The 17219-nt window shown below is 63.9% G+C and carries 15 protein-coding genes; 6 read left to right on the top strand and 9 right to left on the bottom strand.

Annotated elements, in window-relative coordinates:
- The first annotated feature begins 120 nt into the window (after positions 1-120).
- The 3 genes from CQ14_RS16910 to CQ14_RS16900 all read left to right on the top strand — a co-directional run bounded on the left by CQ14_RS16910 (position 121) and on the right by CQ14_RS16900 (position 2623).
- Positions 121-366 (top strand): Lrp/AsnC ligand binding domain-containing protein, encoded by a 246-nt coding sequence (locus CQ14_RS16910; protein WP_029583462.1) that lies wholly within the window; start codon positions 121-123, stop codon positions 364-366.
- Between the two features lie 69 nt (positions 367-435).
- On the top strand, positions 436-1512 hold the full coding sequence (locus CQ14_RS16905; protein WP_245320380.1) for an Ldh family oxidoreductase: 1077 nt from the start codon (positions 436-438) through the stop codon (positions 1510-1512).
- A gap of 268 nt (positions 1513-1780) precedes the next feature.
- Entirely contained in the window at positions 1781-2623 is an 843-nt protein-coding gene (locus CQ14_RS16900) for a J domain-containing protein (RefSeq protein WP_057858994.1), read from the top strand.
- 33 nt (positions 2624-2656) lie between these two features.
- On the opposite strand, the gene CQ14_RS16895 is transcribed toward CQ14_RS16900, so the two are convergent.
- A complete protein-coding gene (locus tag CQ14_RS16895) occupies positions 2657-3580 on the bottom strand; it encodes a c-type cytochrome (protein ID WP_057858993.1) in 924 nt (307 codons plus the stop codon).
- Between the two features lie 169 nt (positions 3581-3749).
- On the opposite strand from CQ14_RS16895, the gene CQ14_RS16890 reads away from it, so the two are divergent.
- A complete protein-coding gene (locus tag CQ14_RS16890; RefSeq protein WP_057858992.1) occupies positions 3750-4172 on the top strand; it encodes a CHRD domain-containing protein in 423 nt (140 codons plus the stop codon).
- Positions 4173-4256: 84 nt separating this feature from the next.
- Here CQ14_RS16890 and CQ14_RS16885 read toward each other — a convergent pair whose 3' ends face one another.
- The 7 genes from CQ14_RS16885 to CQ14_RS16855 form a co-directional block, all read right to left on the bottom strand.
- A complete protein-coding gene (locus CQ14_RS16885; RefSeq protein WP_057858991.1) occupies positions 4257-4703 on the bottom strand; it encodes a c-type cytochrome in 447 nt (148 codons plus the stop codon).
- Between the two features lie 107 nt (positions 4704-4810).
- Positions 4811-7120 carry a xanthine dehydrogenase family protein molybdopterin-binding subunit gene (locus CQ14_RS16880; RefSeq protein WP_057858990.1) on the bottom strand — a complete coding sequence of 770 codons (2310 nt, stop codon included), beginning with the start codon at positions 7118-7120 and terminating at the stop codon, positions 4811-4813.
- A gap of 355 nt (positions 7121-7475) precedes the next feature.
- Entirely contained in the window at positions 7476-9017 is a 1542-nt protein-coding gene (gene murJ / locus CQ14_RS16875) for a murein biosynthesis integral membrane protein MurJ (protein ID WP_057858989.1), read from the bottom strand.
- 36 nt (positions 9018-9053) lie between these two features.
- On the bottom strand, positions 9054-10205 hold the full coding sequence (locus tag CQ14_RS16870) for a DegT/DnrJ/EryC1/StrS family aminotransferase (protein ID WP_057858988.1): 1152 nt from the start codon (positions 10203-10205) through the stop codon (positions 9054-9056).
- A gap of 30 nt (positions 10206-10235) precedes the next feature.
- A complete protein-coding gene (locus CQ14_RS16865; RefSeq protein ID WP_057858987.1) occupies positions 10236-11252 on the bottom strand; it encodes a Gfo/Idh/MocA family protein in 1017 nt (338 codons plus the stop codon).
- Positions 11253-11406: 154 nt separating this feature from the next.
- Positions 11407-12819, bottom strand: a complete 1413-nt coding sequence (locus tag CQ14_RS16860; protein ID WP_057858986.1) for a mannose-1-phosphate guanylyltransferase/mannose-6-phosphate isomerase — start codon at positions 12817-12819, stop codon at positions 11407-11409.
- 7 nt (positions 12820-12826) lie between these two features.
- Positions 12827-13816, bottom strand: a complete 990-nt coding sequence (locus tag CQ14_RS16855) for an NAD-dependent epimerase (RefSeq protein ID WP_057859000.1) — start codon at positions 13814-13816, stop codon at positions 12827-12829.
- A gap of 180 nt (positions 13817-13996) precedes the next feature.
- Between CQ14_RS16855 and CQ14_RS16850 the strand changes: the two genes are divergently transcribed.
- The gene (locus tag CQ14_RS16850) at positions 13997-14956 is read left to right on the top strand and encodes a lysylphosphatidylglycerol synthase transmembrane domain-containing protein (RefSeq protein ID WP_057858985.1); all 960 of its coding nucleotides are present in this window, start codon (positions 13997-13999) and stop codon (positions 14954-14956) included.
- A gap of 27 nt (positions 14957-14983) precedes the next feature.
- Entirely contained in the window at positions 14984-16006 is a 1023-nt protein-coding gene (locus CQ14_RS16845; RefSeq protein WP_057858984.1) for an MraY family glycosyltransferase, read from the top strand.
- Here CQ14_RS16845 and CQ14_RS16840 read toward each other — a convergent pair.
- Positions 16003-17205, bottom strand: a complete 1203-nt coding sequence (locus tag CQ14_RS16840; protein ID WP_057858983.1) for a glycosyltransferase family 4 protein — start codon at positions 17203-17205, stop codon at positions 16003-16005. The genes CQ14_RS16845 and CQ14_RS16840 overlap by 4 nt on opposite strands.
- Between the last annotated feature and the right edge of the window lie 14 nt (positions 17206-17219).

Here is a 17219-nt window from a genome sequence, read left to right as displayed (position 1 = left end):
CAGGTCTCGCGCAATTGGTGTGTTGGCTGTCCTACCGCGCTCTGCCAGAGGCAGCAAGTTGGCTTGCCAATACCGGCGGTTTTTGGCCTATTGGGGCCAATCTATTCGGAGACGACAGCGATGGTTCCCTTCTTCGTCCAGTTCAAATGCAAGCTCGGCCAGTCCTACGCCGTCGCCAATGCGCTCGCCGAGGCCGAGATCGCCTCGGAGATCTATTCCACCGCCGGCGATTACGATCTGCTGGTCAAGTTCTACGTCGACAACGACACCGACATCGGCCATTTCGTCAACGAGAAGGTGCAGGTAATTCCGGGCATCCAGGACACCCACACCATCATCACCTTCAAGGCGTTCGGCACAGGCTAGCGGCGGTCTCGCCTGCCCGAATCGCCGTCGACTTCGCCCGGCGCGGCCACGCCCGCGGGCCTTAACGGAGTGCCCGTCCTGTCCGAGACGTCAGTTACCTTCGACCGGCTGAAGGCCTTCATTCAGCACGCGCTCACCGCAGTCGGCTTGCCGGACGCTGACGCCGCGGAGGTCGCCGCGCTGATGGCGGCGGCCGACCTGCAGGGGTCGGACGGGCATGGTGTCAGCCGGTTGCCGCAATATGTCAGGCGGATCAAGGCCGGCGGTTTCAACGTCCGGCCGAACATCCATGTCGTCCACGAGCATGCCAGCACGGCCGTGCTGAACGGCGACAACGGCATGGGCCACCTCATCATGAAACGCGCCGCCGGGATGGCAATCGAAAAGGCACGCACCACCGGCATCGGCTGGGTCAACTCGCAGTTCTCAAACCATGCCGGCCCCGCCTCGCTCTACGCCACGATGCCGCTCGCCCATGACATGATCGGGCTCTATTTCGCGGTCGGCAATGCCAACCACCTTCCGCCCTGGGGCGGCCTCGACATGCTGCTGTCGACCAATCCGGTGGCGGCGGCGATCCCGGCCGGCGACGAAAAGCCGATCGTGCTCGACATGGCGACGACGGTCGCCGCCTATGGCAAGGTGAAGACCAAGGCGCTGCTCGGCGAGATGATGCCGAAAGGCTGGATGATCGACCGCAAAGGTCAGCCCCTGACCGATCCGAAACGCGCCGACGAAGGCATGCTGCTGCCGCTCGGCGGCATGGAGGCTGGCTACAAGGGCTACGGTCTGGCGATGATCATCGGCCTGCTCGCGGGCACGCTCGGCGGCGCCGCGATGGGCCGCGACGTGATCGACTTCAACCACGATGACGACAGCGTCACCAACACCGGACAGGCGATCGCCGCGATCAACATCGCAGCCTTTGGCGACGTCGCCGTCTTCAAGCGGAGCGTCGACGCGCTGGTGCGCGATTTCCGTAACAGCGAGCGCATCCCGGGCGTCGACCGCATCTGGGTGCCCGGCGAACGCAGCCACGAAACGCGGATGAAGCGGACGAGCGGCGGGATTCCACTGGCGCCGGCGCTATTGCGCGCACTGGACCAGGTCGCCGACGACCTCGGAATATCGCGGCTTGGGGACTAGGCCTGTGGCTGGCGGTCGAGGTGGGCGACCCGCACCGGCCGGCCCATCGGATAGCCTTGCGCGCAGTTGATCCCGGGCGTCCTCGGCAACCCCTGCTACTCAAAACGGCACCGCCTTACCGCAATGCACCTTAACGACGTTAACCATGGCACGCTTTTGCCATAACAGGATCATCCTACCGCCTTGATATTTTTCATTATCTGGGGCGTCGTCAATCGGGAGTTCCGCGGCGGCGGACGTTCCGGGGGGAGTAGTCGCGAGTACCACCATGGGGACGCTGTACGATTTGCTCGGAGCTCTTCCGAGCGATGACGCCGAGGGCTTGCGGACAGCGTTCCGCAAGGCCGCGAAGGCGACGCATCCCGATATCAATCCCGACAATCCGGATGCCGCACTGAGGTTCAGAGAGCTCGTGCGCGCCTATGACATCCTGAACGATGTCGAGCAGCGCGCGACCTACGATGAATTGCTCGCCATTGCGCTGCAGCCGCCCCCCGAGACGAAGACAACGCGCACCTACGAGAGGGTGCACAAGCTCGCCTCCAACACGATGGCGGCCTCGGTCATTTCGGCGGTGCTGGTGGGCGGCTACGTCGTGTTCGGGCTTTTTTCGACGCCCCCTGGCGTCGCGGAAACGCTGGCCGACAGAACCACCGGCCGTGCGCAGGAAGTTTTGGCGCTGCTGCCCGACGCCCCGGCGCAGGACGAGGCCCACGCCCCGCGCGATGGAGAGATTTCAACCGGCACGGTCACGCTGGCCTCTGCGGCGCCGGCGGTAAAGGAAGCGGCCGCCGCGCCGATCGGCCGTTTCGGGCCGGTGCCGGCTTTCGTCTCGTACAATCTGGGCATTCAATATTCCCCGCGCTTCGCCGCCGCCTATTTGGATCGTGGCTTCGTGCTGTACCCGGTGAACGATCTCGATCGCCCGCTGACCGACATCACGGCCGCCAGGCGGGCCGCAGATTTGAAACGGAGCAAGACCGCCGCGCCCGTGCTCGTGCCGCACAAGCCGTTGACCATCGTGCCCTCGCTGCCGGAGAGGCGCGAACCGGTCACCGCGGCCCTGACGCCCTGGAGGCGCGAGCCGGTCACCGCAGCCCTGACGCCCTGACGGCGCGCGAGGCGCGTTCTTCCATCGAGGCTGTCAGCCTTCCTTCTTCTTCGGCCGCGGCGGCCCCTCGACCGCGGGCAGCGACTTCACATATTCGGCAATCGCCGCGCGATCCTCCGGCGACAACTGCGACGTATTCTTGATCACGCGAACCATCGATCCGCCGGCGGTGTCGCCATCGGGCGTTTGTCCGGTCTCAAGGAAGTAGGCGATGTCCTTTGCGCTCCACTCGGACAGTCTCTTCTCGGTGATGTTGGGTACCCAGCCCTCGCCCTCCGGATTGGGCCCGCCGGCGAAACGCTGCGCCTGGACGATGCCGCCGAGGAAGTTGCGCGGGCTGTGGCATTCGGCGCAATGGCCCATGCCGTTGACGAGATAAGCGCCACGATTCCATGACGGAGAACGCGAGGCGTCCGCCGTGATGACCTTGTCGTTCTTGAACAGCCATTTCCAGATTCCGACATTGCGACGGATATTGAATGGAAACGGCACGTCGTGATCGCGCGGTTTGCCGGTCACCGGCGCAAGCGTCTTCAGATAGGCAAAGAGATCGCGGACATCATCGACCGTCGCATGCTGATAGGACGCATAGGGAAAAGCCGGAAAATAATGCGCGCCATCCGGCGAAGTCCCCTTGAGCACCGCAGTCACGAAATCCGCTTCGCTCCACCGGCCAATACCATAAGTGGGATCGGACGATATATTCGGAACGTAAAACGTTCCGAACGGCGAAGGCATGGCAAGCCCGCCGCCGAGCTTCAGCCGGTCGGGCTGGTTGGGAACGGCGTGGCAGGAGGAACAGCCGCCGGCATTGAACGTTGCAGCACCGTTGGCCAGGTTCGGCGTGCGGGGAGGAAGCGAGGCCGAGGCAATCACCGCCGGGATCGTCAGCCACCAGAAGATGCCGGCGCCGGCGGCGCCGATCACGATCAGCCCAAGGAGAATTCGTCGCAGCATTCACCGATCCATCAGCAGGAGTCTCAATTCGATGACAGTATGAACGCAGATCGCACCATAGGCTTCCACGAAATTGCTGATGTCATGGCCGCCGTTTGGGGAATAAATCTGGAAGATCGTTGTTTTGAGGCTGACACGGCCCGCTTCTTAATCAACAGGGAGAAACACCATGTCGAACAAGACCATGCTTGTCACGCTTGCGCTGGGGGCAGCCTTTGCTTTTGCCGGACCCGCATCTGCCGATAAGATGAAGGCGACGCTCGACGGCAAGGCCCAGGTGCCGCCCAACACCAGCGCAGCCACCGGTACCGCCGACATCGACTACGATCCCGCCAGCAAGAAGCTGAGCTGGAAGCTGAGCTACTCCGGCCTGTCCGGCCCCGCCACTGCCGCGCATTTCCATGGCCCGGCCGAAGCCGGCAAGAATGCCGGTGTCGCGGTCGCAATCCCCAATGCGACGTCGAGCCCGGTCGAGGGCAGCGCGACGCTGACCGATGCTCAGGCCGCAGACCTCACGGCCGGCAAGTACTACATCAACATCCACACCGCAGCCAATCCAGGCGGCGAAATCCGCGGCCAGGTAACGAAGTAGATTCGCCAACTGACGGCAGGAAAAAGACGGCAGGCAAAAAGAGGGCGGAACGCTTCACGCGCCGCCCTCTTTTTCTGATCCGAATTAGATTTTGAGGCGGAATGTCTCGTGGCAGCCGCTGCACTCCTTGCCGATGGCCGGCACGGTTGCCTTCAAGGAATCGAGATCCTTGATCTTCGCCTTGGCTTCGGTCACGACCTTGGCGAAGCTGTCGATCTTCGCAGCGAAGCTGGCCTTGTCTTCCCAGATCTTCGGCGAAGAGCTGTAGTCGCCCTCAACCTTCAAGCCCTTGATGCTTTCGGGAAACATCGTCGGCAGCTTCTTTGCCGTCTCTTCCAGCTGGCCGAGGGCCGTCGTGACGGCGGCCTGGTCGTAGGGCTTTTCACCCTTGACCATCGGACTCAAGACCGCACCCAAGGCCCTTCCGGTTGCCTTCATCGTCGTCTGAGTCTGGTTGGCTACATCCTGCTGGGCGATACCTGCACCGACGCTCAGCAGCAATGCCCCTGCGACCACCAACATTCGCTTCATTCGCTTGCCCCTTCTTGGCTGGCTCAAAGCACGGGCCCGCGACCGCCGCGAGCCCGCCTGTTTCGTCAACACCGCATGCGGAACATCATTCCGCCTGCGACAAAATATCAGAGATTATGCCGTTTCTGCGCCTCGCGAATCGCGATCCAGACCCGCTCTGCGGTAGCCGGCATATCGATGTGGTCGATCTTGTACTCGCGCCACAACCCCTCGATGATCGCGTTGACCACCGCGGGACAGGAGCCGATCGCGCCCGCCTCGCCCGCGCCCTTGACGCCGAGCGGATTGGTCGTGCACGGCACGTTGTGCGTTTCGAAATGGAATGACGGACCGTCGGAAGCCCGCGGCACCGCATAGTCCATGAAGGTGCCGGTGACGAGCTGGCCGTCGGTTGCGCTGTAGACCGCCTGCTCCATCAACGCCTGACCGATCCCCTGCATCGCCCCGCCGTGCACCTGTCCCGCGAGCAGCAGCGGATTGAGCGTGACGCCGAAATCGTCGACGATCACGTAGTTGACGATCTTGATGATGCCGGTGGCCGGATCGATCTCGACCTCGGCGAGATGCGTGCCGTTCGGATAGGTACCGTCGGCCTGCGCAAACGTCGCGCTCGCATTCAGCTTCGAGGGATCGACGCCTGGACGCTTGGCGAGGTCGGCGAAGCTGATCGAGCGATCGGTGCCGGCGATGCGCACGACGCCATTGCTGATCTCGAGGTCGCCGGCGCTGGTCTCCAGCGCCTCCGCCGCGATCTCCTTCAGCTTGGCGCCGAGTTCGCGGGTGGCGCGCTCGACGCTGACGCCGCCGGTCGGGATCGACGCCGAGCCGCCGGTGCCGAGACCGGTCGCGATCTTGTCGGTGTCGCCCTGCAGCACATGGACGCGCTCCGGCGGCACGCCGAACTGTTCGGCGACGAGCTGCGCGTAAGCCGTCTGGTGCCCCTGCCCGCTCGACTGCGTGCCGATCAGAATGTTGATGTCGCCATTGGGATCGAGCGCCACATTGGCGGTCTCCTCACCCATGGTGCCGCAGATCTCGACATAGCAGGACATGCCGATGCCGCGTACGAGGCCGGCCTTCTTCGCCGCCTTGGCGCGCTTGGGAAACTCCTTCCAGCCAGCGACTTCCATCGCGCGCTTCATATGCGCGGTGAAGTCGCCGGAATCGTAGACCTTGCCGGTCGCGGTCTTGTAGGGCATCGCCTTCGGCGGAATGAAGTTCTTGCGCCTGATGGCATCCGGCGTCATGCCGAGCTTGCGTGCCGCCGCGTCGACCAGACGCTCGACCACATACGCCGCCTCGGGACGTCCGGCGCCGCGATAGGCGTCAACCGGCACGGTGTTGGTGAACACGGTGCGCACGCGGCAGTGGAAGGCCTGGATGTCGTAGAGCCCCGGCAGCATGCCGGCGCCGCCATGCGGAATGTACGGCCCGAAGGTCGAGAGATAGGCGCCCATGTCGCCCATCAGGTCGACGTCCATTCCGAGGAATTTGCCGTCCTCGGCCAACGCCATCTTCGCGGTCGTGACGTTGTCGCGGCCCTGCGCATCGCCCATGAAATGATCGGAGCGATCGGCGGTCCATTTGATGGTCTTGCGCAGCTTCTTCGCAGCAACCGAGATCAATGCGTATTCGCGGTAGGGAAACAGCTTGGTACCGAAGCCGCCGCCGACGTCGGGGCAGATCACCCGCATCTTTTCCATCGGAATCTTCAGCACCATGCCGCACAGAATTTCGCGCAGGCGATGGCTGCCCTGGCTGCCGACGGTCAGCGTCAGGTGATCGCGCTTGGCGTCGTATTCGGCGACCACCGCGCGCGTCTCCATGAAATTGGTGATGACGCGCGGGTTGACGATCGACACTTCGGCGACCGCATGCGCTTTCGCGAAGGCGGCATCGGTTGCTTTCTTGTCGCCGACCGGCACATCGAACAGCACGTTGCCAGGCTTGTCGGGCCAGACCTGCGGCGCATCCTTTTTCACGGCGTTGACGACGCCGACCACGGACGGAAGCGGCGTCCATTTGACGTCGATCGCCTCGATCGCGTCGCGCGCCTGGTCGATCGTATCGGCGACCACAAAGGCCACCGCGTCGCCGACATGGCGCACCTCGTCCTTGGCGAGGATCGGGTATGGCGGGCCAGTAAACGGGTCGACTTCCAGGTTGAACAGGCATGGCAGATCGCCGAGATCGGCGACCTCGGCCGCGGTCAGAATCAACGACACGCCCGGCATGCCGCGGGCCTTGGTGACGTTGAGGGTGAATTTCGCATGCGCATGCGGCGAGCGCAGCATCAGCGCGTGCAACGCCGGCTGTGGCGAATGGTCGTCGGTATAGCGGCCCTTGCCGCGAATGAGCGCGTCGTCTTCCTTGCGGAGAACGCTTTGACCGACGCCGAATTTGATGGGAGCTGCCATCGTATCTCCAATTCCATTGGCGCGTCATGACTTGAAACGTCATCGCGCCCACTTTTGTTTTGAGCATGATCCTTTTCGGAGAGACCCCTATCCGCGTTTGCGGATCACGCACCTGGAAGCATTCTATATTGCAGCGGTTCGTGAGCCAGCGCAAACCGCATTAGGCCACGGCGCTGCGCCGCCGGCTTTTCCGCACCTACAAGAAAAGTTGATGCTGCCGAGTCTCGGACCGGCACGAAACGGACCGCCATTGTCTGCCGCCCCTAATTGCGGACGATTTTTCCCGGCGGCTGGCCGCGGCAACGCCGGAAGCGTGAGATAGCAGCCCTGGAAAAATCCCTTTATTCACAGAAGCTTAGCTTCGGGACTTGCGCTCGCGCACCAGCGTAAATAGCCACCCCCGCCCGAACAGCAGCAGGATCGCGACCCCGTAGACGAAGGCGCCCGCCGCGATCAGCAGCAGCAGCGCGGTCTCGTCGCGGAAGGCGTGCATTTGCGCGAAATAGAAGCTGGCGAATCGGGCGGTGCCCCACAGCGCAGCGGCCAGCACAATGCCCGCCACCGCAAACTTGGCGAGCGACGTCACCCAGGTGCGCTCCAGTTCGAGATAGCCTGCCCGCACTGCGAAAAACAGCACCAGCAACAGATTGACCCAGGCGCCGATGGCGGTGGCAAGCGCCAGGCCGATCTGCGCCAGCGGGCCCATCAGTGCGACCTTCAGCGCGAGATTGACGGCAACGCCGGTCAACGCCGCCTTCACCGGCGTCGCGGTGTCGTGGCGGGCGTAGAAGGTCGCCGTCGCGCTGCGGATGGTCACGAATGGAATCAGCCCGATCGCGTAAGCCGCCAAGGTGGCGCCTGCGGCGACCGCATCCGCCTTCGAGAACGCGCCGCGCGCAAACATCGCGCGCATGATCACATCAGGCACGGTCAGGAAGGCGGCGACGAACGGCACCGAAAACAACAGCGAGAATTCAAATGCCCGCCGCTGCGCGGCCGACGCACCGGTGACATCGTTCGCGCTGAGTCGCCGCGACATTTCCGGCAGCAGCACGGTACCGATCGCGATCCCGATCACGCCGATCGGGAGCTGGTTGAGACGGTCCGCATAATACAGCGCCGAAAGCGCGCCCGCGGGCAGAAAGGTCGCGATGATGGTGTCAGCGAACAGCGCGATCTGCGTTCCCATCGAGCCGACGGTCGCAGGCCCCAGCGCCCGAAAGAACGCGCGCACGTCTTCGTCCAGTTTGAGCGGGGCGAATTTCGGCAGAATGCCGCTCTTTGTTACGTCACCGGCCAGCAGCAGGAATTCAAGGACGCCGGCGAGTAGCACGCCCCAGGCGGCGGCGTAGCCCACGCCCGGAAAGAACGCGGCGAGCGCCAGCGTCGCCATCATCGACAGATTGAGAAGGATCGGCGCGGCGGCGGCGCTGGCGAAGCGATGCATCACATTGAGCATGCCGCCATACAGCGTCACCAGCGTGATCAGCAGCAGATACGGAAACGTGATCCGCGTCAGCGAAATCGCCAGTTCGCCGCGCGCCGGATCGTCCTTGAACCCGGGCGCGAGAATGGCGATCACTTCCGGCATGAACACCCAGGCCACGACCAGAAGAATCACCTGGGCGGCAAACAGCAGCGTGAAGATGCGGTCGGCGAACAGTCTTGCCGAGCTTTCGCCCATGCCGTGCACACGCGCATAGGCCGGCACGAAGGCGGCGTTGAAGGCGCCTTCCGCAAAGATCGCGCGAAAATGATTGGGCAGCCGCAGCGCCACGAAGAACGCGTCCGCGACGGGACCGGCGCCGAGAATGGCGGCGAGCATGATGTCGCGCGCGAATCCGGTCAGCCGCGAAAGCAGCGTGTAACCGCCGACAGTGAAAATGCGTCCGAGCATGCGCCGCTTCTAGCGCATATTCGTCAAACGGTGAAATCAGGAAGAAAGCGCGCCGCGCACCGCCTCGATGACGCGATCCTGCGCCGCCTCGTCGAGATAGGCGTGAATCGGCAGGCTGATGACATCGTCCGACAGCTGTTCGCTCACCGGCAGCCCGCCCTCCGCAACCGGATAATTCCGGTACGCGGTCTGCTGATGCATCGATTTCGCATAATAGACCATGGTCGGAACGCCCTGCGCCTTCAGCGCCGCCGCAAAGCCGTCACGATCGGTCCCCTTCGGCAGACGGATGGTATACTGCGCCCAGATCGATGTGCATCCGGAGGCCAGGCGCGGCACCGTCACGAAATTGCCGAGACCGCGCGCATAGCGCTCCGCGACGCGGTTGCGGGCCGCGATCTCGTCCTCGAAAATCTTCAACTTCTCGATCAGGACCGCCGCCTGCAGGGTATCGAGACGTCCGGTCAGGCCGAGACGCACATTGTCGTACTTGTCGGAGCCCTGGCCGTGGACGCGGATGCTGCGCAGCGTCTCGGCAAGCCCGTCGTCATCGGTAAAGATGGCGCCGCCATCGCCGAAGCAGCCGAGCGGCTTGGTGGGAAAGAAGCTGGTCGCGGTCGCAAGTCCCAGCGAGCCGATCCGGCGGCCCTTGTAGCTCGCGCCAAATCCCTGTGCGGCGTCATCGAGCACGAACAGGCCCTCGGCCTGCGCGACCGCTGCGATTGCATCGTGGTCGGCGCTTTGGCCGAACAGGTCGACGGGAATCACCGCCCGTGGCTTCAGGCCACGCTGCTTCGCCGTCGCAATACCACGCTTGAGCGAGGCGGCATCCATGTTGAAGGTTGCCTCATCGACATCGACGAACACCGGCGTCGCGCCGGTCAGCGCCACGGCTTCGCCGGTCGCGGAGAACGTGAACGACGGGCACAGGACGGCATCCCCCGGGCCGACTTCCTTGGCCATCAACACCATCAGCAGCGCGTCAGTACCGCTCGCGCAGCTCACGACATGCCTGGCGCCGCAGAAATCCGCCAAGGCCTTCTCCAGCACGGCGACTTCCGGACCGTTGATGAAGAGGCAATGGCTCGTCACACGCGCCATCGCCTCATCGATCGATGTGCCGAGCCGCCGGCGCTGCGAGGCAAGGTCATAGAAGGGAACGGGTTCTGGGCGCATGTGCTGGTTCATGGGGCCTTGCAAAAAATTACAGAGTGAGGTTCAGCCGACGACGCGGCGCGGGCCCTTGCGCGCGGCGGAGGCCGCGGGCTTGGCGGGCTGCTCGAGGCAGCGGATGGCGATCTCGAGGCTGGCAACGCCCTCGTCGCCGGACACCGCCGGCACATTGCCGGTGCGGACGGCCTCGAGGAATGCGATCAGCTCGGCGCGCAGCGGTTCGTCATGACCGACCGGCAGATGCCGCATCGAATAGCTGCCGTCGGGCTTGAAGCCGAAGCACTCGGTCACTTGCCGCGTCAGGAGGTCGCCCATCACATATTTGCCGCGGGTCGCGACCGTAACGCTGCGCGCCTTGAACGGCGTCAGCCAGTTGGTGTTGATGTGGGCGAGCACGCCCGAGGCGGTGCGGAATTGCAGCAGCGCAATGTCCTCGCGCTCGGCAACGGCGCTGGAAAGCTGCGGCTGCACCTCGACGATATCGGACTCGGTGAACCAGCGGATCAGGTCGATATCGTGCACGGCCAGATCGATCACGACGCCGACGTTCGACATGCGCGGCGGGAACGGCCCGACGCGGGTGATGCCGATCGACAGAATATCCTCGCCCGAGATCGCCTGCTTGATCGCGGCGACGGCCGGGTTGAAGCGCTCGACATGGCCGACCATCAGCGTCACGCCGGCGCTCTTCGCCGCATTGACGATGTCCTGCCCCTCTTCCACCGTCGAGGCGACCGGCTTCTCGACCAAGAGATGGATGTTGCGCGTGATGCAGGCGAGCGCGATCTCGTGATGCAGATGGGTCGGCGCCGCGATCGTGACGGCATCGACGCCCTCGTCGAACAATGCGTCGAGCTCGGCAAAGGCGCGGCAGCCGACGAGCGAGGTGGCGCGCGCGCGATGTTCGGGCAAGGGATCGACGATGCCGACCAGCGTCACGCCGGGCAGGCCGGCCAGCACGCGAGCATGGTTGCTGCCCATCACGCCTGCGCCGACGACGCCTACACGCAAGCCGCGCTTTTCACCGGTCTTCGCGTCGGAAGCGGACCCTTTGGAACTCATGATTTGTAGACCCCAAGCAGATTCGGCGCTGGAACTTTCCCCGGCGGTTCTCTAGCACGCCGTCACAGACGTGGGCGAACGCGATCGGCGGTTTTCGGACACGTTTTGATTCAAACAGTTACAGCCGCAGAACCGGTAGAATTACGGTCTGCGCTCAACTGCGCTTGTAGTCGTCCTCGATGCGGATGATGTCGTCCTCGCCCAGATAGCTGCCGGTCTGGACCTCGATCAGTTCGAGCTGGATCTTGCCGGGATTTTCCAGCCGGTGCACCGCGCCGATCGGGATGTAGACCGACTCGTTCTCGTGCACGGTTTTGACGAGTTCGTTGACGGTTACCTGCGCCGTCCCGCGCACCACGATCCAGTGTTCGGATCGATGATGATGCTTCTGCAGCGACAACCGCCCGCCCGGCTTGACGATGATGCGCTTGACCTGATGGCGGTCGCCATTGTCGACCGACTGATAGGAGCCCCAGGGCCGATGCACCCGGATGTGGTCTTCGGTCACCTGCGGCGCCACCGTCTTCAATTTCGCGACCAGCCGCTTCAGCCCGTTGGCGTCCTTTTGCCTGGACACCAGCACGGCGTCCTGCGTCGCGACCACCACGAGATCGTCGACGCCTTCCAGCGCGACCAGCGCGCGGTCGGTCGAAACATTGCAGTTGTGCGAATCCTCGAACACGGCGGCGCCGCGCGACGCGTTGCCCTCGCCGTCCTTGCCGGACAATTCCCACACCGCATGCCAGGAGCCGACATCGGACCAGCCGCACGCAACCGGCACGACGGCGGTGCGCGCGGTCTTTTCCATCACCGCATAGTCGATCGAGATCGACTTCGCCGAACCAAACGCGGCCTCATCGAGCTTGACGAAGCCGAGATCGGTACCCGCCTTCGACACCGCATCGGTAACCGCCTGGACGCTGTCCGCATCGACCTTGCGATATTCGTCCGACAACACGGCGGCGCGGAACATGAAGTTGCCGCTGTTCCAGAGATAGCCCGACTTGACGTAATCAGCCGCCGTCGCCGTATCCGGCTTCTCGACAAATTTCGCGACCGCGCGAACCTTGCCGGAGATGACCTCGCCGGGATTGATGTAGCCATATTCGGTGGCGGCGCGTTCGGGCTGCACGCCGAAGGTCACGATGTGGCCCGCTTCCGCCGCGGCCAGCCCCTCGCGACAGGCGGCGACGAAAGCGGGCGTGTCGCGGACCACGTGATCGGCGGCGAGCGCCAGCACGATCGCGTCCTTGTCGCGCGCCTCTGCAAAGGCGGCGCCGGCCGCAATCGCCGGACCGGAATCACGCCGCATCGGTTCGAGCAGCACATCGGCCTCGAGCCCGATCTCCGCCAGTTGCTCGAGCACCATGAAGCGATAGGCATTGTTGGTGATGATGACGGGCCGCTCGAACAAATCCGCGTCGGAAACCCGCAGCAACGTGTCCTGGAACGTCGAGCGCTCCCCGAACAGGGACAGGAACTGCTTGGGGTGCACCTCGCGCGAGGCCGGCCACAGCCGCGTTCCCGCGCCGCCGCACATGATCAGGGGAATAATTCGTCCGTTCATCGGCGCCTCAAATTTTGTAGTAGTCACGGTACCAAGCGACAAAATCGCAAATCCCGTCCTCGATCGAAGTCTGCGGCCTGAAGCCGGTGTCGCGCATCAGTTCCGCGACATCGGCAAAGGTCTCGGTTACATCTCCAGGCTGCATCGGTAGCATGTCCCGGACCGCCGCGCGGCCCAATTCCCGCTCCAGAACCGCTACCACATGGGTTAGCTCTTCCGGATGATTGTTGCCGACATTGTAAATTCGTGCCGGCGCACCGGCGGCCGGGCCGCCGTCGCGGGGGGCCTGGTCGACCAGTTGCAATACGACGCGCGCGGCGTCGTCAATATGGGTAAAGTCGCGCCGCATCCGGCCATGGTTAAAGAGCCTGATCGGGGTGCCCTCCACGATCGCCTTGGTAAAGATGTAAATCGCCATGTCAGGGCGGCCCCACGGCCCATAGATGGTAAAGAACCGCAGGCCGGTCACCGGAAGGCGATAGAGATGGCTGTAGGAATGCGCGATCAGCTCATTGGCCTTCTTCGTGGCGGCGTAGAGGCTGACTGGATGGTCGGTCTTGTCGTCTACCGAGAACGGTAGTTTCGTATTGGCGCCGTAGACCGACGAGGACGACGCATAAACCAGATGTCCGCATCCGTGATGCCGGCAACCTTCCAGCACATTGACGAAGCCCTCGAGGTTGGCGTCGACATAGGCATGCGGCTGGTCGATCGAATACCGAACACCGGCCTGCGCCGCCAGATGCACCACCCTTGCAAAGCGGTGTTGGGCAAACAGGCGTTCCATGGCGGCGCGATCGGCAAGATCGATCTGCTCGAACGCAAAGCCCTGCTCCCGGCGCAGGATATCCAGCCGCGCCCGTTTCAGCGCCGGATCGTAATAGTCGTTGAGATTGTCGAGGCCGATGACGGCTCGGCCTTCGGCAAGCAGTCGGCGAGCGACGTGAAAGCCGATGAAACCCGCAGCTCCGGTGACCAAAATGGATTGATCCGGCATCATATCCCTGGAAAGGCAGCGCTCAACGGCTGAAATTTCTGTCCCGGGCCTCTTTACCCGCGTTGCCGAGGCCGCCGCAACACCTAGCAGCCCTGCTATTGCCAGAACGGCCCGAAAACCATACCAAGGCGCCGAATTGCATCGCTTTTTGCACCCCTTCTCAAACCCGGCACGGGCGAGATGCGCCAAATCCTGCTTTCGACACTGAAGATACTGGTTTCGGCGGCGCTGCTGTATTTCTCGCTGCGCAAGGTCGACCTTGCCGACCTCGCCGCCCGCATCGACGTTTCCAGCCTGGGCTGGATCGGCGCGGCGATCGCCGTGACGTTCCTGCAGATCTTCATCGGCGTGCTGCGCTGGCGCGAGATCAGCGCGGAGTGCGGCGCGCCGCTGCCGACCCGGCAAGCGATGCGCTTCAACGTGATCGGAACCTTCTTCAACCAGACGCTCCCCTCCTCGATCGGCGGTGACGCCGTGCGGCTGTGGCTGGTGGCGCGTAGCGGCCATGGCTGGCGGGCTGCGACCTATTCCATCTTCGTCGACCGCGCGATCGGCCTGATCGCGCTCGCGGTGGTCATCGTCGCGAGCCTGCCCTGGAGCTACCGTCTGATCACCGATCCGCACGGCAGGTCGGCGTTGCTGTTCGTCGATTTCGCAGCACTGGCGGGCGGCATGGGATTTCTCGTGCTCGGCAGGCTGCAATGGCCGTGGCTGAAGCACTGGTGGGGCACCCATCACATCCATGCCTGTTCGGTGATCGCCAATCGCGTGCTGTTCAGCCGCATTCACGGCCCGAAGGTCGCGGTGTTGTCATTGCTGGTGCACGTGCTCGCCGTCGTCATCGCCTGGTGCGTGGTGCAGTCGATCGAAGCGCCCGTGGTGTTCGGTCAGATCTTCCAGCTCGTTCCGCCCGTCATGCTGATCACCATGCTGCCGATCTCGATTGCCGGCTGGGGCGTCCGCGAGGCCACCATGGGGCTGGCGTTCGGCTATGCCGGCCTGATGGCCAACGAGGGCGTCAACATCTCCCTGCTCTATGGCGCCGTCTCCTTCATCGTCGGCCTGATCGGCGGGCTGGTCTGGATCTTGAGCGCCGAGAAGGCCGCGCAGGGCACGGCGCCGATCGAGGTTCCGAAATAATCTCCGACTGACTTCCACGCAGGTAGAATGGCCAATTCGCAACTAGTGATGTCGTTTGCCGCAGCGGTGCCGGCGGCGCTGTTGTCGGGCATCCTGACCTGGGCGATCCGGCCGCTGATGGTGCGGATAGCGCTGGCGAAACCGAATGCGCGCTCCTCCCATCGGGTCCCGACGCCGCAGGGCGGGGGCATCGCTGTCATCGCGGCCACGCTGATCGCGGCGACCGCCGTCATTGCGCTTGCCGGCGCGGCGGACTTAAAAATTCCCGTCGCGGTCTTCGGCGCGACGCTGTTCATCGCAGCCGTCGGCTTTGCCGACGACGTCAAGCACCTCCATGTCCTGCCGCGGCTGTTGCTGCAGGGACTTGCCGTCGCGGCAGTGATCGTTGCCGCGCCCGAAACCTTAAGGATCGTTCCCGCCTGCCCGCTCTGGCTCGAACGCGGCCTGCTGTTGCTCGCAGGCCTGTGGTTCGTCAACCTCGTCAACTTCATGGACGGGCTCGATCTGATAACGGTCGCCGAAATCGTGCCGGTCACCGCCGCGCTGGTCCTGCTCGGCTGGGTCGTCGATCTTCCGCCGTCGACGACGGTCGCTGCAGCCGCCCTGTTCGGGGCGATGCTCGGCTTTGCGCCATTCAACCGGCCGGTGGCGAAAATTTTTCTCGGTGATGTCGGCAGCCTGCCGATCGGCCTGCTCGCCGGCTGGTGCCTGCTGCAGCTCGCCTGGCATCAGCAAGTGGCGGCGGCGCTGCTATTGCAGCTCTATTATCTCGCCGACGCCACCATTACCCTGCTGCGGCGCATTGCGAGGCGCGAGCCGTTCTGGGCGGCGCATCGCAGCCACTTCTATCAGCGCGCCACCGACAACGGATTTTCAGTCTCGCGCGTGGTGAGCGAAGTGTTCGCCCTCAACATTCTGTTGGCCGCGTTGGCGATCGGCGCGGTGATGACCTCTTCGCCTGCGATCTCCGGCTTGCTTCTTGTTGCGGGAGCTGCCGCCACGGCGCTTCTGATGCGCCGCTTCTCGCGCCGCGCCCCCTTCCCCGGCTAGCTCGGCTTCTTCTGCGCCAGTTCGCGGATCAGGCTGCAATAGGCGGTCATGGCGATCTCAAAATCGAAGCGTTTGGAGATTTCGGCCGCGCGTTCGGCCCGCTGCGGGTCCACGGAACGGGCGGCGCGACCGACCGTTTCCGCCAGTTCTTTGGCGTTGCCGGGTTCAACGACCCAGCCGACATCGTGTTCGGTCACCGTCAGCGCTGCCTCGGCATCCGCTTCGGAAACCAGGATCACCGGACGGCCGATCGCCAGCAGATTGTAGAACCGGCTCGGCACCGAAACGCCCGCGACATTCTTGCGGTAGGGAATGATCCAGACGTCCGCGGCCGAAAGAAAAATCTCCAACCGGTCGTCCTCGACGCGGTCGACCAGGGTGACGTTCGGAAGCCTTGCCTCGGACTGCATGGCCTTCAACTGGTCGAAGCCTATGCCCCAGCCCGACAACAGGAAATGGATATCCTTATCGTCCCGCAGTAACCGCGCCGCCTCGAATACGATGACGGGATCATGGGTGAACCCGAGATTGCCCGATAGCCCGACGACGAAACGGGCGGACAACGAACGGCGATATGGATTGTCAGGCTCGACCGTGCGGACACCACGCGCAAGCGTGGCCCAGTTCGGAATGAAGCGGATCTTGTCGCCGGTCATTCCGCGATAGCGCAGCAGCAGTTTTTCCGTGTCGCGGCCGATGATGACGACGGCGTCCAGCGCGCGAAACATCGGCGCGTTCAACGCGCGCATCGCTTTCGCGACGATCGACTGCGGCTTCAGCAGGCCGGCCATGACGAGAACGTCGGGATAGAGATCGTGCATGATCAGCATCGACCTCGCGCCTTTCAGCTTGGCCGCCGCGGCAAGGGCGTACGGCAGCATGAAAGGCGCGGGAACCGTCAACGTGACGTCGCCGCGCTTGAGCCTCGCCAGCAGCACGAAAAACATCCGGACCGTGAACAGCAATTCGGCCACCGCCCGCTTTCCGAGCGCGCCCTTTGCCGGCATCCAGTTCCTGACGTCGACGACCTCGGGCTTGCCCGTTTGCGCTGACATCGCGGAGCCTGCCGTTCCCGACAGCACCAGAACGTCGGCCTCCTGCGCCACGCGCCGGGAAATCGACGCCATGATCGCCGCCGTCGTGCTCGGATCCGGCGGATAGTGCTGGCTGACGACGACGACTTTTCCGGACTGCTGCATCTTGGCTTTCGAAG

This window comes from Bradyrhizobium lablabi (assembly GCF_001440475.1).
Lineage (GTDB): Bacteria > Pseudomonadota > Alphaproteobacteria > Rhizobiales > Xanthobacteraceae > Bradyrhizobium > Bradyrhizobium lablabi.
Note: the sequence above shows the minus strand (reverse complement) of the source record. Positions and strands in the feature narration are given on the sequence as shown.

What these genes read in the sequence shown, in the direction of transcription:
- CQ14_RS16880 (WP_057858990.1), bottom strand. Translation starts at nt 7,120, where the DNA reads ATGGCAGCTCCCATCAAATTCGGCGTCGGTCAAAGCGTTCTCCGCAAG.
- CQ14_RS16890 (WP_057858992.1), top strand. Translation starts at nt 3,750, where the DNA reads ATGTCGAACAAGACCATGCTTGTCACGCTTGCGCTGGGGGCAGCCTTT.
- CQ14_RS16840 (WP_057858983.1), bottom strand. Translation starts at nt 17,205, where the DNA reads ATGCAGCAGTCCGGAAAAGTCGTCGTCGTCAGCCAGCACTATCCGCCG.
- CQ14_RS16910 (WP_029583462.1), top strand. Translation starts at nt 121, where the DNA reads ATGGTTCCCTTCTTCGTCCAGTTCAAATGCAAGCTCGGCCAGTCCTAC.
- CQ14_RS16895 (WP_057858993.1), bottom strand. Translation starts at nt 3,580, where the DNA reads ATGCTGCGACGAATTCTCCTTGGGCTGATCGTGATCGGCGCCGCCGGC.
- CQ14_RS16855 (WP_057859000.1), bottom strand. Translation starts at nt 13,816, where the DNA reads ATGCCGGATCAATCCATTTTGGTCACCGGAGCTGCGGGTTTCATCGGC.
- murJ (WP_057858989.1), bottom strand. Translation starts at nt 9,017, where the DNA reads ATGCTCGGACGCATTTTCACTGTCGGCGGTTACACGCTGCTTTCGCGG.
- CQ14_RS16900 (WP_057858994.1), top strand. Translation starts at nt 1,781, where the DNA reads ATGGGGACGCTGTACGATTTGCTCGGAGCTCTTCCGAGCGATGACGCC.
- CQ14_RS16865 (WP_057858987.1), bottom strand. Translation starts at nt 11,252, where the DNA reads ATGAGTTCCAAAGGGTCCGCTTCCGACGCGAAGACCGGTGAAAAGCGC.
- CQ14_RS16885 (WP_057858991.1), bottom strand. Translation starts at nt 4,703, where the DNA reads ATGAAGCGAATGTTGGTGGTCGCAGGGGCATTGCTGCTGAGCGTCGGT.
- CQ14_RS16860 (WP_057858986.1), bottom strand. Translation starts at nt 12,819, where the DNA reads ATGAACGGACGAATTATTCCCCTGATCATGTGCGGCGGCGCGGGAACG.
- CQ14_RS16850 (WP_057858985.1), top strand. Translation starts at nt 13,997, where the DNA reads ATGCGCCAAATCCTGCTTTCGACACTGAAGATACTGGTTTCGGCGGCG.
- CQ14_RS16845 (WP_057858984.1), top strand. Translation starts at nt 14,984, where the DNA reads ATGGCCAATTCGCAACTAGTGATGTCGTTTGCCGCAGCGGTGCCGGCG.
- CQ14_RS16870 (WP_057858988.1), bottom strand. Translation starts at nt 10,205, where the DNA reads ATGAACCAGCACATGCGCCCAGAACCCGTTCCCTTCTATGACCTTGCC.